11 protein-coding genes are annotated in these 14,847 nt (G+C 74.6%); 4 read left to right on the top strand and 7 right to left on the bottom strand.

Going from position 1 to position 14,847, the window contains the following annotated elements; all coding sequences use genetic code 11:
• Nucleotides 1-95: 95 nt before the first annotated feature.
• Nucleotides 96-1,295 (top strand): PAC2 family protein, encoded by a 1,200-nt coding sequence (locus tag ACZ6J5_RS23405; RefSeq protein WP_469394486.1) that lies wholly within the window; start codon nucleotides 96-98, stop codon nucleotides 1,293-1,295.
• Nucleotides 1,296-1,355: 60 nt separating this feature from the next.
• Here the strand turns inward: ACZ6J5_RS23405 and ACZ6J5_RS23400 are convergent, their stop codons facing one another.
• The 5 genes from ACZ6J5_RS23400 to ACZ6J5_RS23380 form a co-directional block, all read right to left on the bottom strand.
• Nucleotides 1,356-4,475: an NPCBM/NEW2 domain-containing protein gene (locus tag ACZ6J5_RS23400; RefSeq protein WP_469394484.1), complete on the bottom strand. Its 3,120-nt coding sequence runs from the start codon at nucleotides 4,473-4,475 to the stop codon at nucleotides 1,356-1,358.
• A gap of 137 nt (nucleotides 4,476-4,612) precedes the next feature.
• Entirely contained in the window at nucleotides 4,613-5,842 is a 1,230-nt protein-coding gene (gene mshC / locus ACZ6J5_RS23395) for a cysteine--1-D-myo-inosityl 2-amino-2-deoxy-alpha-D-glucopyranoside ligase (protein WP_469394483.1), read from the bottom strand.
• A 170-nt stretch (nucleotides 5,843-6,012) separates the two neighbouring features.
• Nucleotides 6,013-6,816 (bottom strand): SCO1664 family protein, encoded by an 804-nt coding sequence (locus tag ACZ6J5_RS23390; protein WP_469394481.1) that lies wholly within the window; start codon nucleotides 6,814-6,816, stop codon nucleotides 6,013-6,015.
• A complete protein-coding gene (locus ACZ6J5_RS23385) occupies nucleotides 6,813-7,403 on the bottom strand; it encodes a DUF3090 domain-containing protein (RefSeq protein WP_469394480.1) in 591 nt (196 codons plus the stop codon). Before ACZ6J5_RS23385 ends, ACZ6J5_RS23390 begins: the two co-directional genes overlap by 4 nt.
• A 91-nt stretch (nucleotides 7,404-7,494) precedes the next feature.
• Nucleotides 7,495-8,181 carry a histidine phosphatase family protein gene (locus ACZ6J5_RS23380; protein WP_469394479.1) on the bottom strand — a complete coding sequence of 229 codons (687 nt, stop codon included), beginning with the start codon at nucleotides 8,179-8,181 and terminating at the stop codon, nucleotides 7,495-7,497.
• 61 nt (nucleotides 8,182-8,242) lie between these two features.
• Between ACZ6J5_RS23380 and corA the strand changes: the two genes are divergently transcribed.
• Nucleotides 8,243-9,235 (top strand): magnesium/cobalt transporter CorA, encoded by a 993-nt coding sequence (corA, locus tag ACZ6J5_RS23375; protein WP_469394743.1) that lies wholly within the window; start codon nucleotides 8,243-8,245, stop codon nucleotides 9,233-9,235.
• Nucleotides 9,236-9,257: 22 nt separating this feature from the next.
• On the opposite strand, the gene ACZ6J5_RS23370 is transcribed toward corA, so the two are convergent.
• The gene (locus ACZ6J5_RS23370; protein WP_469394477.1) at nucleotides 9,258-10,043 is read right to left on the bottom strand and encodes a ferritin-like domain-containing protein; all 786 of its coding nucleotides are present in this window, start codon (nucleotides 10,041-10,043) and stop codon (nucleotides 9,258-9,260) included.
• Between the two features lie 206 nt (nucleotides 10,044-10,249).
• Nucleotides 10,250-11,299, bottom strand: a complete 1,050-nt coding sequence (locus tag ACZ6J5_RS23365; RefSeq protein WP_469394476.1) for an LLM class F420-dependent oxidoreductase — start codon at nucleotides 11,297-11,299, stop codon at nucleotides 10,250-10,252.
• Nucleotides 11,300-11,482: 183 nt separating this feature from the next.
• Between ACZ6J5_RS23365 and ACZ6J5_RS23360 the strand changes: the two genes are divergently transcribed.
• Both ACZ6J5_RS23360 and ACZ6J5_RS23355 read left to right on the top strand, forming a co-directional pair.
• Nucleotides 11,483-12,460, top strand: coding sequence for an aldo/keto reductase (locus tag ACZ6J5_RS23360; RefSeq protein WP_469394474.1), 978 nt, complete (start codon nucleotides 11,483-11,485; stop codon nucleotides 12,458-12,460).
• Nucleotides 12,457-14,772, top strand: a complete 2,316-nt coding sequence (locus ACZ6J5_RS23355; protein WP_469394473.1) for a helix-hairpin-helix domain-containing protein — start codon at nucleotides 12,457-12,459, stop codon at nucleotides 14,770-14,772. Before ACZ6J5_RS23360 ends, ACZ6J5_RS23355 begins: the two co-directional genes overlap by 4 nt.
• Nucleotides 14,773-14,847: the final 75 nt, after the last annotated feature.

The raw sequence follows: 14,847 nt of genomic DNA, 5'->3' as shown, positions 1-14,847 counted from the left end.
GACGGCTTTCGGGCGGGTCCGAGGGCTCCGGGCGGGCCACCGGAAAGCCGTAAGGTTGGTCCGTACGACAGGAACTTCGACGAAGGAGGCGCTGGGTGATCGAGCTCGAGGGGGTACCCGAGCTGATCGACCCGGTCATGGTGGCCGCGTTCGAGGGGTGGAACGACGCCGGTGACGCCGCCTCCGCGGCGGTCGCCCATCTGGACCGGGAGTGGAAGGGCGAGGTGTTCGCGGCGCTGGACGCCGAGGACTACTACGACTTCCAGGTCAACCGGCCCACGGTGTGGCTGGACGGCGGCGTCCGGAAGATCACCTGGCCCACCACCCGGCTCTCCGTGGTGCGGATCGGCGGCGACAAACCCCGGGACCTGGTCCTGGTGCGCGGGATCGAGCCGTCGATGCGCTGGCGTTCGTTCTGCAACGAGCTGCTGGGCTTCGCCCACGAGCTGGGCGTGGAGATGGTGGTGATCCTGGGCGCGCTGCTCGGCGACACCCCGCACACCCGTCCGGTGCCGGTCAGCGGGGTGACCTCGGACCCCGACCTGGCGCGCACGATGGACCTGGAGGAGACGCGCTACGAGGGCCCGACGGGCATCGTGGGCATCCTCCAGGAGGCCTGCACGCACGCCGGGGTGCCGGCGGTGAGCCTGTGGGCCGCGGTGCCGCACTACGTGTCGCAGCCGCCGAACCCGAAGGCGACCCTGGCCCTGCTCAACCGCCTGGAGGACCTGATCGACCTGCGCATCCCGCTGGGCGAGCTGCCCGAGGACGCGCGGGCCTGGCAGGTGGGCGTGGACCAGCTGGCCGCCGAGGACAGCGAGGTCGCCGAGTACGTCCAGACCCTGGAGGAGGCGCGGGACACCGCCGAGCTGCCGGAGGCCTCCGGCGAGGCCATCGCCCGCGAGTTCGAGCGCTATCTGCGGCGCCGGGAGCCGGGCTCGGGCCCCGGGCCGGTGGCCACGGAGGGCGGCGACACCCCGTATCTGCGGGACGGCGCCGGTGAGCGGACCCGCCCGCCGAAGCCGCAGCAGCCGGGACCGGAGGCGGTCCCGGGCACCGACCCGGAGCCGCCGACGGCGGGTCCGGCGGACGCGGATCCGGCGGACGCGGCTCCGGCGGACACCGGAGCCGAGGCGGCCGGAGCCGGGGCCGAGGCCGCCGGGGCCGAGGCGGCCGGAGCCGAGAGCGCCGGAGCCGAGGCGGCGGACGGCGAGGCGGCGGACGGCGAGGGCGCGAACGGGGGCTCCGACGCGGCCCCCGAAACCCCCGACACCCCCGGGACCTCGGAGGACTGACCGTTCCACAGCCGGTGGGAGGGGTGGCGCCGCCGCCCCTCCCACCGGTGTTTCCAGGGCTCAGGCGCAGTCGAAGCGCGCGCCCGCCCAGTCCCCGTGGTCGCCGCTCTTCGACCCGTTGGTGTCGGTGACCTTGAGGCGCACATGGCGCGCGCCCGTCAGGTCCACCCGCACCGGCACGGTCGCGGAGGCGCCCGTCACCTTCGGCGAGGTCCACAGCACCGTGCCGTCGGCCTCGACGGAGAAGGCGACCTCCCCGTAGCCGTTGATCTCGTCGTCGATGCCGACGTCGGCGGTGAAGGCGGTGCAGCGCCCGCCGAGGTAGACCTCGATGTCGGAGTCGGCGTGGGCGCCGATGCCCTTCGCGTAGGTCTGCCCGGCCAGCGTGAGGGTGCGCCCGTCGGCGGCCCCGGACTCGCCGTTGGAGCGGTCGCGCTCCGGCGGGCCCCAGCCGTTGGACGACCTCAGCCAGACCAGGTCGCTCGCCCAGGCGGGCCCGGTCGGCGGCGGGGGCATCACCCCGACGGCGAACCGCCGCAGGGCCGTGCGGTCCACTCCGGCGGACCGGTGGCGGACGCTCGCGGTGAGGGTGGCCTCCCCCGGTACGGCGCCGGGCGGCGGGGTCACCGTGAGCTCGACCCGCCGGGTGGTGCCGGCCGGGACGCGGGCGATCGGGGCGGCCGGGGCGACCCGCCAGCCGGCCGGGACGTCGAGGCCGACCCGGACGCCGGTGGCGTCCCGGGTGCCGGCGGTGACGTCGACGGCCACGGTGCCGGCCACGCCCGCGCCCAGCTCCTGCGCGGCCGGCGCGGCGGCGGAGGCGGCGGCACCGGGGACGGCCCCGCCGACGGCGCTGGTGCCGCGGAGGAGCAGGGTGAAGCCTCGGTCGGTGCGCTGGGCGGCGGTCTTGACCCGCACCACGCCGCCCCGGTCGTCCTTGTCGTACCACCAGCCCTGGCCCGCGGCCTCGAACGCGGCCTTCGAACCGAAGCCCTTGAGCGTCCGCCCGCCCAGGGTGACGGCGCGGGGGGCGTCGCCGGTGTGCACGGTGAAGGCGTACGGACGGGCGGCGGCCTTGCCGGCGTAGGAACCCTCGCTGGGGCCGATCCGCACGCTCACGTCCCCCGCGCCGGAGCGGGGCGCCCGGACCTCGGCGCGCTGGGTGGCGTACCGCCCCTCGCGGTGCTCGCGGGTCACGCCGTCGTCCTCGTACAGGGTGAAGGAGGAGTCGCCCTGCGGATAGACGTCCCAGGCCAGGGCGGAGCCGGGGGTGCGCTGGGTGTACGAGCGGATGCCGCCCGGCCACATCGGCACGGTGGCGCCGGCTCGGACGAACAGCGGCAGGGTGTCGAGCGGGGCGCTGTAGTCGTCGAGGGTGCGGGGGCCTTCGTAGACCCGCCCGTTCCAGTAGTCGATCCAGGTGCCCTTGGGCAGGTAGATGCCGTCGCGCTCGACGGCGTCCTTGTACACGGGGGCGACCAGGAAGTCCTCGCCGCTGAGGAACTCGTACTTGGCGGCGTCGGAGGCCGCCACCGGGTCGTCCGGGTACTCCAGGGCGAGCGGCCGGGCGAGGCCGACGCCGGTGCGGGTGGCCTGGTGGGCGTGCGAGTAGATGTAGGGCAGCAGGGCCTCATGCAGCTTGAGGGAGGCCCGGTTGATGGAGGTGTACGGCTCGCCGTACCGGAAGGGCTGCTTGTCCTGCGCGGCCCAGCCGTCCATGGTCATGGTGACCGGCAGGAACGTCTTCCACTGGAGGTCGCGGGTGTAGGTCTTGGCGCTGCCGCCGAAGATGCCGTCGACGTCGCCGGTGGTGTAGGCGAGCCCGGACATGGAGGCGCCGGCGTAGGTGGGGATCTGCCAGCGGATGTACTCCCAGCTGCCGGACTGGTCGCCGGACCACTGGACGCCGCAGCGCTGGGCGCCGGACCAGCTCTCGGGGGCCCAGGTGAAGCCGCGGGCGTCGCTGTGGGCCTCGATGCCGGCGTGGGCGTCCTTGCAGCCGTCGAGGGCGAACTTGTAGCCCTCGCCGACCCAGGCGACGTCCAGCTTGGCGACCCGCTGGCCGGCCCTGACCTGCTCGCCGAGCTTGTCGATGCCGTCCTCGGTCCACAGGCCGAGCCGCATCCCGCGCTGCTGGAGGCCCTCGGCGGCCTCGGGGAGGTCCTCGTAGCCGCAGCCGTAGCCGTCGTTGACGAGCATCCAGCCGTTGGGCATGTCGTTCTCGACGTAGCCGTCGGCGACCCTCAGGGCGTCCAGGGTGCGCCGTTCGCCTCGGTTGGCGTTGTGGAGGTAGCAGTCGGCGTCGCCGATCTCCAGGCCGTAGACGGGCGGCATGAAGGGTTTGCCGGTCAGCTTCGTGTACTGGCCTATGACGTCCTTGAGGGCGCCCGGGCGGGGGCCCGCGAAGTAGTAGGCGTCGAAGCGCTCCTCGCGGACGGTGGTGGTGACGGGCTCGCCGAAGACGTAGGTGTTGGGGGCGTAGGTGTTGCGGTAGACGCCGTAGCCGGCGGAGGAGAGGTAGAACGGGACGGAGTTGGGGTGGCCCCCGTCGTTCCAGTCGTAGTCGACGCCGACCTCGACCGTCTTGCCTCGGTGGGAGGTGTTGCCGCGCCCGTTCTGCATCCCGGCGCCGTAGAACTGCTCGTCGGCGCCGCGGGCCAGGGACTGGGTGGTGCGGTCCTTGTCCCAGGTGAGGCCCTGGGTCTCGGACCAGAGCGGGGTGCCGTCGGCGCGGACCGCGGCGAAGCGGAGCGGCGACTTGTAGGCGCGCAGGGTGACCCGCGCGGTGCTGAGTTCGTAGCGGTCGCCGCGGTCCGCCCAGCGGGTGGCGGGCGGCGGGCCCTGCGGCAGGACGATGTCGCGGCCGGTGGGGTCGGTGAACGTTCCGTCGGGCGCCAGCTCGATGCGGAAGGTCTCGGCGGAGACGAAGCTGACCCGGGCCTCGGCGCGGCCGGCGGTCAGCCGGTAGACGGGGCCGTCGGCGGCGAATCCGGTGAGGTCGCCCACGGTGGTGCCGCTGGTCTCGGTGGGATCGGAGGTGCCGGCGGGATGGGTGGTGCCGGTAGGGCCGGTGGTGCCTGTGGGCACGGCCGCCGCGCTGCCGCCGGGCCCGGCGAAGGCGGCGAGCAGGCCGAGCAGTGCACCGGCGACTGCAGCTCTCATGCGCATTGATGATTGCATGGCGCCTGTTTAGCGCAGAATCGAGCATGACGACAGGACAAAAAGGAACCGCCCCCGGACTTGGCGAGAAGTCCGGAGGCGGTCGCGTGCGACGGGGGGCGGCGGCGGGCGCGCCCTACACGCAGCTCACGCGCGCCTTACAGGGCGACGCCCAGCAGCGCGTCGACGGCGCGGGAGACCAGCCCGGGGGCGGACTCGTCGGTGCCCCCCTCGGCCTCCTGGAGCGCGGCCCAGCGGTCGACCGCGGCGAGCGCGGCCGGGGCGTCCAGGTCGTCGGAGAGCGCCTCGCGGAGCTCCTCGACCAGCGCGTCGGCGGACGGGCCGTCGGGGCGCGAGACGGCGGCGCGCCAGCGCCCGAGCCGGTCGACGGCGTCCTGGAGGACCTGGTCGGTCCACTCCCAGTCGGCGCGGTAGTGGTGCGAGAGCAGCGCGAGCCGGATGGCGGCCGGGTCGACGCCCTCCTTGCGCAGGGTGGAGACGAAGACCAGGTTGCCCTTCGACTTCGACATCTTCTCGCCGTCGAGGCCGACCATGCCGGCGTGCACGTACGCCTTGGCCATGGGGAACTCGCCGGTGAGGGACTGGGCGTGCGAGGCGCCCATCTCGTGGTGCGGGAAGATCAGGTCGGAGCCGCCGCCCTGCACGTCGAAGCCCATGCCGAGGTGGTCCAGGGCGATGGCGACGCACTCGATGTGCCAGCCCGGGCGCCCGGCGCCGAGGCTGCCGCCGTCCCAGCTCGGGTCGCCCTCGCGGGCGGCCATCCACAGCATCGGGTCGAGCGGGTTCTTCTTGCCCGGGCGGTCCGGGTCGCCGCCGCGCTCGGCGGAGAGGTGGCGCATGAGCTCGGTGTCGTAGTTCGAGACCTGGCCGAAGTGCGGGTCGGCCTCGACCGAGAAGTAGATGTCGCCGTCCAGCTCGTAGGCGGCGCCGGAGTCCCGGAGGCGCTCGACGAGCGGGATGATGCCGGGTATGGCCTCGACCGCGCCGATGTAGTCCTGCGGGGGCAGCATCCGCAGCGCGGTCATGTCCTCGCGGAACAGGGCGGTCTCGCGCTCGGCGAGGCCGACCCAGTCGATCCCGTCGCGCACGGCCCGCTCCAGCAGCGGGTCGTCCACGTCCGTCACGTTCTGGACATAGTGAACCTGCCGCTTGGTGTCGAGCCACACGCGCTGAACGAGGTCGAACGCGTTGTAGGTCGCCGCGTGACCCATGTGGGTCGCGTCGTACGGCGTGATGCCGCAGACGTAGATACGGGCGACAGGGCCGGGGGCGAGGGTCACTCGTCCGCCGGTCGACGTGTCGTGAATCCGGAGGTCGCGGCCCTTGCCGGGCAGGGCGGGGACCTCAGAAGCGGGCCAGGCATGCATGTCCTGAGCGTAACCGGACAGGTGTTCCGGATACGAACCGCATCCGGGATCTTGACCGATTAGGCGGTCTTGCGGGACGGACGCGATCGTGCATACCCCCCGGGGGTCTTACCCCTCCGTACCCCTTGGCCGAAAATAATCGGCCGTGCCGCGCGGGGCTCCGCCCGGCGTCAGACGGGCGGCCAGGGGATCGCCGGCCACTGCCCCGACGGTACGGGGTGCCGCCCGGTCCCGCGCAGCACGGCGACCCGCTCCCGCAGGGCGGCCACCTCGGCGGCGGTGAGCAGCGCCGCGAGCCGTTCGGCCAAGGGGGTGCCGGGCGCGAGCCGCTCGGCCAGCCGGGCGAGGACGCCCGCGGCCTCCTCGGTCAGCTCCTCGCCCGCCCAGCCCCACAGCAGGGTGCGCAGCTTGTCGTCCACGTGGAAGGAGACGCCGTGGTCGATCCCGTACAGGCGGCCGTCCGGGGTGGGCAGCAGGTGGCCGCCCTTGCGGTCGCCGTTGTTGATGACGGCGTCCAGGACGGCCATCCGGCGCAGCCCGGGGGTGTCGGCGTGGACGAGCAGGGCGGTGCGGTCCTCGGCGACCTGGGCGGGCCCGACGGCCTTCCAGCCGGCGCCCGCCTCCTCGCCGTCGACGAGCGCGAGCAGCTCGGCCTTGGGGTCGGCGTCGACCCAGAGCTGGACCATGCCCTCCCCGTACGGCCCCTCGCGGAGCACGGTCGGCGGCACCAGGCCCCAGCCGGTGGCCTCGGAGAGCTCGTAGGCGGCGACCTCGCGGCGGGCCAGGTTGCCGTCGGGGAAGTCCCACAGCGGGCGCTCGCCCATGACCGGCTTGTAGACGCAGTCCGCCCGCTCGTCCCCGAGCGCGACGGAGCAGAACAGCACCGCGTTGGAGGCCTCGCGGACCTGGCCGTGGACGGTCAGCTCCCCCCGGGTGAGCAGGTCCACGGCGGCGGGGGTCCGGTCACCGCTCATGCGCCGCGCCGGTATCCGTTCTGGCGGGGGCAGACGTGGCCCTCGGGGTCCAGCGGCAGGCTGCACAGCGGGCACGGCGGGCGCCCGGCGTTGACGACGTCGAGGGCACGCTTGGCGAAGGCCCTGGCCTGGGCGCCGGTGAGCCGGACGCGCAGCATCGGGGGGCCGTTCTCCTCGTCCTGGAGCAGCCGCTCCTCGGCCGCGGCGAGGTCCTCCTCGGAGTCCGCGTCGAGCTCGACGAGCGCCTGCGCCTCGACGATCATCCGCTGCTCCTCGCCGTCCCAGGCGAGCGCCATGGTGCCGACCCGGAACTCCTCCTCGACGGGGGTGTCCAGGGGCGCGGTGTCGGAGATCTCGGCGGGGGCGACCGCGGGGACGGGCGCGTTGCCGCCGGTGCGCCGGACGACCTCGTCCAGGAGCTCGTCGATGCGCTCGGCCAGGGCCGCCACCTGGGTCTTCTCCAGGGCGACGCTGGTGACCCGGCCGGCCGCGGACGCCTGGAGGAAGAACGTACGGCGGCCAGGCAGTCCGACCGTGCCGGCCACGAAACGCTCCGGTGGGTCGTAGAGGAACACCTGACGGGACACGTTCCGGACTCCCTTGGCTCTCGACTGTGGTGCTGTCGTGGGCTGCTGCGATGCTGCCGCGGCGGCGCGTCCACCCTACTGCGCGGGAGGATCACGGTGCGCCCGCGCCGCCCCCCACCTCCGCCTTCCCGCCGCCGGGCGTCTCGCGCGGGGCGAGCCCGGCGAGGTCGCCGGTGTCGCCGAGGCGGACCAGGAAGGGGCGCAGCCGCGTGTAGCGGACGACCGTGACGGAGCAGGGGTCCACGTGGATCCGCTGGAAGAGGTCCAGGTGCAGACCGAGGGCGTCGGCGACGAGCGCCTTGATGATGTCGCCGTGCGAGCACATCGCGTAGACGGCGTCCTCGCCGTGCTCGGCCTCGATCCGGGCGTTCCAGTCGCGGACGGCGTCCACCGCGCGGGCCTGCATCCCGCGCATCGACTCGCCGCCGGGGAAGGCGGCCGCGGAGGCGTGCGCCTGGACGACCTCCATCAGGGGCTCGTCGGCCAGTTCGGCGAGCTTGCGGCCGGACCAGTCGCCGTAGTCGCACTCGCTGATCCGTTCCTCGGTGTGGAGGGCGAGTCCGGAGCGTGCGTCGAGGAGCGGCGCCACGGTCTCGCGGCAGCGCTGGAGGGGGCTGGAGACGACGGCGGCGAGCGGGATCCCGGCGAGCCGGCCGGGCAGCGCGGCGGCCTGGGCGGCGCCCCGGTCGTCGAGCGCGACCCCGGGCATCCGCCCGGCGAGCACCCCGGAGGTGTTGGCGGTGGAACGTCCGTGCCGGACGAGGATCAGCGTGGCCATGGCGGCCAGCGTACGGGCGCGGGCGGACCGACGGGTGCGCGAAGACGGACCTCGGGGGAGAATACGGCGCGTGATCGTGGATTCAGCCATCTACCGGGACGGGCGCAGGACCGACGGCCCGGCCGACCTCTCCGACGCCCTGGACGAGGCGCGGGCGACCGGGGACGCCTTTCTGTGGGTGGGGCTGCACGAGCCCACGGAGGCGGAGTTCGCCCATGTCTCCAGCGAGTTCGCGCTGCATCCGCTGGCCGTGGAGGACGCCCTCAAGGCGCATCAGCGGCCCAAGCTGGAGATCTACGACGACTCGCTTTTCGTGGTGCTCAAGCCGGTGGTGTACGAGCCGGAGAGCGACCGGGTCACCTCGGACGAGCTGATGGTGTTCATCGGCGACTCCTTCGTGGTGACCGTGCGGCACGGCGAGGGCGCCCCGCTGGCGGCGGTCCGCAGGCGTCTGGAGGCGGAGCCGGAGGTGCTGCGGCACGGGCCGACGGCGGTGCTGTACGCGATAGGCGACGCCATCGTGGACCACTACCTGGACGTCGCGGCGGAGCTCCAGGTGGACCTGGAGGAGCTGGAGGCCGACGTCTTCGCGCCGATGGGCGGCAACCCCGGGCGGACGGCGGAGCGGATCTACAACGCCAAGCGGCAGGTCCTGGAGTTCCGCCGGGCGTCGGTCCCGCTGGTCGGCCCGATGGCGAAGCTGACCACGGGCACGGTGCCGTTCGTGTACGAGACCTCGGTGCCGTTCTTCCGGGACGTCACCGACCACCTGCTGCGCGCGAACGAGCAGGTGGAGGGCCTGGACCGGCTGCTCTCGGACATGCTGTCGGCGCATCTGGCACAGATGGGCGTGCGGCAGAACGACGACATGCGGAAGATCTCCGCGTGGGCGGCGATGGCCGCGGTGCCCACGATGGTCGCGGGCGTCTACGGGATGAACTTCGACCACATGCCGGAGCTCCACTGGGTGGCCGGCTATCCGGCGGTGCTCCTGCTGATGGCCGGGATCGTGGTCGGGCTGTACCGGCTGTTCAAGCGGCGCGGCTGGATGTGAGCCGGACCCGGAGGGCGCGGGCTCAGAAGGCGGGGACCGGGGTCGCGGGGCCGCCGAGGGCGTCACGGCGCTCCGGCATCCGCAGGCCGACCATCCGGTGCCAGCCGGCGGCCCGCTCGTACGCGTACACGCCGTGGATGCCCGCGGCGAGCGCGGCGGCCTTGGGCTTCGGCCAGCGCAGGATCCGCCCCATGTGCCGCATCACGGCGAGGCTGACGTCCCGGTAGACCTGGATCTCGGCGAGCGCGGACTCGCGCAGCACGCCCTGGATGAGCCGGCCGTGTCCCGCGCGGTTGAGGCGGAGCAGCTCCTCGTGGCAGTAGGCGAGGTGGTTGTCCTCGTCGGCGCAGATCATCCTGATGGCCTTGCCGAGGTCGGGGTCGTCCCCGAAGTACCGGACGAGCAGCCGCATCTGGGCGGCGGCGCGCTCCTCGGTGACGCGGCTGTGCGCGAGGTAGACGACGATGTCCCGCTCGGTGAGGGGTTCGTCGCGGCGCAGCTTGTCGTGGGCGAGGCCGATGCCGCGCCGTTCGAGCAGCATCGTGTAGTCGGTGTCGGGGGGTACGGGGACGGGGTCGAGGCCGCGCTTCCTCATCAACGCGTTGAAGATGCGGCCGTGCTTGTCCTCGTCGGCGCCGTGCCTGGTGATCTTGGGGGCCAGGTCCCGCATCCCGGGGGCCACGAGGGCCGCGATGCGCGCGTTCTCCCAGCCTCCCTGGGCCTCGCCGCTGGCGGCGATGGAGCAGAAGAGCTGGAAGGACTCGTCGTCGTCGATGATTTCCTGGAACAGGCTCTTGGCCGTGAGCATGGCTGCCACCTCCCGTGGAGTACGAGTCAAGTGGGCCGTGCGCGGTCGGGCAACAGGAGGGCCGGGCGGACTGGGCCGAACGACGGACGCGCGGGGTGCCGTCCGGCGCGTAACCCCGGCGGCACCCGCGCGTTGTGCTGCGTGACGGCCGTGGCGGGGAAGACCCCCCGAGCCCCCACCACGGCCGCGGACTTCTCCGCGGGCTCCTACGCGAGCCCGGCCCGCTCCAGTGCCTCCACGCCCGCCCTGAGGGCCGCCAGCCGCTCGTCCAGGGTGAAGCCGGCCGGTGCGAGGGTCAGGGTGGTGACCCCGGCGGCGGCGTAGGCCTTCATCCGGTCGGCGATCCGGTCGACGGAGCCGAGCAGGGTGGTCTGGTCGATCAGCTGACGCGGCACGGCGGCGGCGGCGCCTGCCTTGTCGCCGGCCAGGTACTTGTCCTGGATCTCGGCGGCGGCCTTCTCGTAGCCCATGCGCTGGGCGAGCTGGTTGTAGAAGTTCTGCTTGCGGCTGCCCATGCCGCCGACGTACAGCGCGGTGTACGGGCGGAAGATGTCGGCGAGCGCGTCGATGTCGTCGCCGAGGGCGAGCGGCAGGGTCGGGTGGACGTCGAAGCCGTCCATGGTGAGCCCGGCCTTCTCGCGGCCCGCGCGCAGGTGGCGCAGCGCGGTGTCCTCCAGGTGCTCGGCGGCCGGGAAGATCAGCAGGGCGCCGTCGGCGATCTCGCCGGTCTGCTCCAGGTTCTTCGGGCCGATGGCCGCGATGTAGAGCGGGATGTGCGGGCGGGTCGGGTGCACCGTGAGCTTGATCGGCTTGCCCGGTCCGTCCGGGAGCGGCAGGGTCCAGTGGGCGCCGTCGTAGGTGAGGCGCTCGCGGGACATCGCCCTGCGGACGATCTCCACGTACTCGCGGGTGCGGGCCAGCGGCTTGTCGAACTTCACGCCGTACCAGCCCTCGGAGACCTGCGGCCCGGAGACGCCGAGGCCGAGCCGGAAGCGCCCGCCGGAGAGCGAGTCGAGGGTGGCGGCGGTCATCGCCGTCATCGCGGGCTGCCGGGCCGGGATCTGCATGATCGCCGAGCCGACGTCGATCCGTTCCGTCTTGGCGGCGACCCAGGACAGCACGGTGGGCGCGTCGGAGCCGTACGCCTCCGCCGCCCAGCAGACGTCGTAGCCGAGGCGGTCCGCCTCCTGCGCCACGGCGAGGTTGTCGCCGTCCATGCCCGCGCCCCAGTAGCCGAGGTTGATGCCGAGCCGCATGCCACGTACCCCTTACCCATCGGTAACGTCCCTGTGGGCGGGACTCTAGCGCGCGCCCCCGCCCTTCGTCAGGAGGCGTCCGGACCGCACTGCGGGGCGGCGGCCCGGCGGGACGGGTCCGCCTGTGGACGGGTTGTCCACAGGCTCTCTCCCCGTGGTGCCCTGGCCAGTACTCTCGCGGCCATGGAGCAGAGGCATCTCGGACGGACCGGCCTGCGCGTGTCCCGGCTCGGACTCGGCACCCTCACCTGGGGGCGTGACACCGACGAGCACGACGCCGCCGGGCAGTTGAAGGCGTTCTGGGACGCGGGCGGCACCCTCGTCGACACCGCGGACGTGTACGGGGGCGGCGAGGCGGAGTACCTGCTCGGGCAGCTCATGGAGACCCTGGTGCCGCGCCGGGACCTGGTCCTGTCGACGAAGGCGGGCAGCGTCCCCGACCCGGACCGGCGCACCGACGGCTCGCGCGGGCACCTGCTGGCCGCGCTCGACGCCTCGCTGGCCCGGCTCGGCACGGACTACGTGGACCTGTGGCAGCTGCACGCCTACGACCCCCACACGCCGCTGGAGGAGTCGCTGCACGCCCTGGACATCGCCGTCCGCAGCGGCCGGGCGCGCTATGTCGGTGTCTCGGACTTCTGCGGCTGGCAGCTCGCGAAGGCCGGGACCTGGCAGCTGAGCGGCGAGCGGACCCGGCTCGCCGGGACGCAGCTGGAGTACTCGCTGCTCCAGCGGGGCGTGGAGCGGGAGGTGCTGCCGGCCGCGCTCGACCTCGGGATCGGGCTGCTGCCCTCCTCGCCCCTGGGGCGCGGGGTGCTCACCGGGAAGTACCGGCACGGCACCCCGGCGGACTCGCGCGGCGGCTCGGAGGCGATGGCCCCGTTCGTGGAGCCGTATCTGGACGAGGCGGCGAGCCGGATCGTGGACGCGGTCGCGACGGCCGCCGACGGCCTGGCGGCCACCCCACTCCAGGTGGCCCTCGCCTGGGTCCGCGACCGCCCCGGGGTGACCGCCCCGATCATCGGCGCGCGCAACGCGCAGCAGCTCACGGCGGCATTGTCAGTGGAGAGCCTTAGTCTTCCTGACGAGATCTTCCGGGCCCTCGACGATGTGTCGGCGCCCGTGCACCGCTATCCGGATCACGACTGGAGCACCTTGTGACCGAGCCTTCCGGGGAGACCCCGCCCGAGGCAGCCGAGCCCGCCGCCGAAGCACCGCAGGACGCGGCCGCGTCACCGGGCGACGAGGGGGCCGAGGAGGTCCAGGGGGCCGGGGAGGCCGAGCGGGGCTCCGAAGAGGGGGCCGCCGAGGCGGGCGCCGGGGACGGGCGGGACGGACACGGCGACGGCGACGGCGACGGCGACGGCGAGACTGACGGGGACACCGAGGCGGCCGGGGACGGCGAGGCGTCCGGGGACGGCGAGACCGACGGGGACACCGAGGCATCCGAGGCCGGCGAGACGTCCGAGGACGGCGCTGCGGGCGGCGAGGGCAAGGCGCCGGAGCTGTCTGAGGCGCAGGCCGAGCTCGCCGCGCAGCGGGAGCTGCGGGCGCGGATCGAGCAGCGCAAGGCCGAGCGGGCCTCGCCGGTCGCGGCGGGCGCCAAGCTGAGCGGCCAGGCGGCCGACCTGCTCGCGGCCGTCCGGGCCGTGGAGAGCGGCGCCGCGCCGGTCGCCCCGCCGCGCCCCGAGGTGCCCGCGCCCACGCGGTCCGCCCCGGCCGCCGCGCCGGAGACGACGGTGCGCCCGCCCGCGCCTTCGGCCCCCGTGGTGACCGAGGAGACCACCGCCTCGGTCCGCCAGGTGCTCGCGCGTGGCGGCGCGCCCGAGGCGCTGGCCGGTCAGGTCGCCGCCGTGCTCGGCGAGGGCGCGGCCCGCGCGCTGGCCGACGACCCCTGGCAGCTCCTCGCGGTGCCGGGAGTGCGCCCCGAGCAGGCCGACGGCTTCGCGCGGGCGCTGCTCGGCCCGGACTGCGGGCCCGGCGACGAGCGCCGGGCCGTGGCGCTGACCGCCTGGCTGCTGGAGCAGGCCGCGCTGAAGGGGCACACGGCCCTGGAGCTCGGCGCGGTCCGGGACGGGCTCGGCAGGCTGTCGGTGCCCGAGCCGGACAAGGCGGTCGAGTTCGCGATCTCCGAGGCGGCGGTGCTGGTCTTCCAGGAGGAGGACGAGGGCGAGGGCGACGAGGACGACGAGGACGCAGAAGGCACGGAGGAGGAGCCGGAGGGGCCGGGGGGACCGGACGCTCCCGAGGCCGCGGCGGCCCCCGAGCGGCCCGTGCTGCTCGGTCTGGAGCGGTACGCGCTGGCGGAGGAGAGCCTGGCCGACGGGCTGGCCCGGCTGATCCGCACGGCCGAGGCGGCCGACTGGGAGGGCTCCGAGCTGGCCCGCGCGGCCGGCGGGAGCGGCCTGGTGCTGCACACCGGCGGCGAGGCGGCCCGGGCCGAGCCCGCCGCGCTGGCCGAGGCGGTCCGCGAGCGGGGCCTGCGGACCGTCCTCGCGGCGCACACCGTGCGGGACGGCGCGGTGCCGGTCGCGGCGCTGCTGTCGGGCGCGGCGGGCCCCGGCCGCGACGAGGAGGGCGCCCTCGCCCTGGACCTGCTGGTCGTCCTGGACGCGCCGCAGCTCGACGTGGAGACGGCCGCCCTGCTCGTGGAGGCGCTGCCGGACGGCTGCCGGCTCGTCCTGTCCGGCGACCCGCACGTGCTCGGCGCGGCGGGCCCCGGCCGGGTCTTCGCCGATCTGCTCGCCGCCCGCCTCGCCCCCGCGATCGCCTCCCGGGTCCCCGACCCGGGCCCGATCGGCGAGCTGGTCTCGGGCGTCGGCGTGGGTGAGCTCAGGCAGGTGGACGCCCCCGACAAGGAGGTCGTGATCGTCCCGGTCCGGGACGCGGGCGAGGCGGTGCACCGCACGGTGCAGCTGGTCGCCGAGTCCATCCCGCGCGCGTTCGGCCTGCCGGCCGGCGGGACGCAGGTGATCACGGTCGGGCACGGCGGCGCGGCGGGCACCCGCGCGCTGAACGCGGCCCTCAAGCAGCGGCTCAACCCGGGCCCCGGCCGCTTCGGGGGCTTCGACCCGGGCGACCGGGTCGCCCACTCCCCCGCGCCGGGCCGGACGGTGCCGGGCACGGTGGTGTCGGCCGACGCCGAGGGGCTGCACCTGGACTGCGGCGGCGCCCGGGTCGTCGTGCCGAAGGAGCGGGTCGAGGGCGCGGTGCGGCACGGCTGGGCGCTGACCGCGCACCAGGCGGCCGGGGCGCGCTGGCCGGCGGCGGTCGTGGTGCTGCCCGGGGACGCGGCGGCGGGCCTGAGCCGGGCCTGGGTGTACACCGCGTTCGGGCGGGCCGAGCGGCATCTGTCGATCGTCCACGGGGTGGAGCAGGCGCTGCCGCGCGCGGTGGCCGAGGGCCTGGCCCCGGAGCGCACGACCCGGCTGCGCCCCCTCCTTGAGGCGCTGCTCCACGAGGACGAGGCGTAGCGGAGAAGACACGGCCACGGCCGGGGTCCCGCCGCGCGCTGCGCGGGCGGGACGCCGGCCGTGGGCTTCGTGCTC

The organism is Streptomyces sp. NPDC042100, assembly GCF_055582325.1.
The sequence above is the reverse complement of the archived record's forward strand: the minus strand, read 5'-3'. Positions and strand labels throughout refer to the sequence as shown.

Bases quoted from the DNA above. Each gene is read 5' to 3' on its own strand.
- ACZ6J5_RS23365 (WP_469394476.1), bottom strand. From the start codon at position 11,299: ATGCGGCTCGGCATCAACCTCGGCTACTGGGGCGCGGGCATGGACGGC.
- ACZ6J5_RS23400 (WP_469394484.1), bottom strand. From the start codon at position 4,475: ATGCAATCATCAATGCGCATGAGAGCTGCAGTCGCCGGTGCACTGCTC.
- mshC (WP_469394483.1), bottom strand. From the start codon at position 5,842: ATGCATGCCTGGCCCGCTTCTGAGGTCCCCGCCCTGCCCGGCAAGGGC.
- ACZ6J5_RS23370 (WP_469394477.1), bottom strand. From the start codon at position 10,043: ATGCTCACGGCCAAGAGCCTGTTCCAGGAAATCATCGACGACGACGAG.
- ACZ6J5_RS23390 (WP_469394481.1), bottom strand. From the start codon at position 6,816: ATGAGCGGTGACCGGACCCCCGCCGCCGTGGACCTGCTCACCCGGGGG.
- ACZ6J5_RS23360 (WP_469394474.1), top strand. From the start codon at position 11,483: ATGGAGCAGAGGCATCTCGGACGGACCGGCCTGCGCGTGTCCCGGCTC.
- ACZ6J5_RS23380 (WP_469394479.1), bottom strand. From the start codon at position 8,181: ATGGCCACGCTGATCCTCGTCCGGCACGGACGTTCCACCGCCAACACC.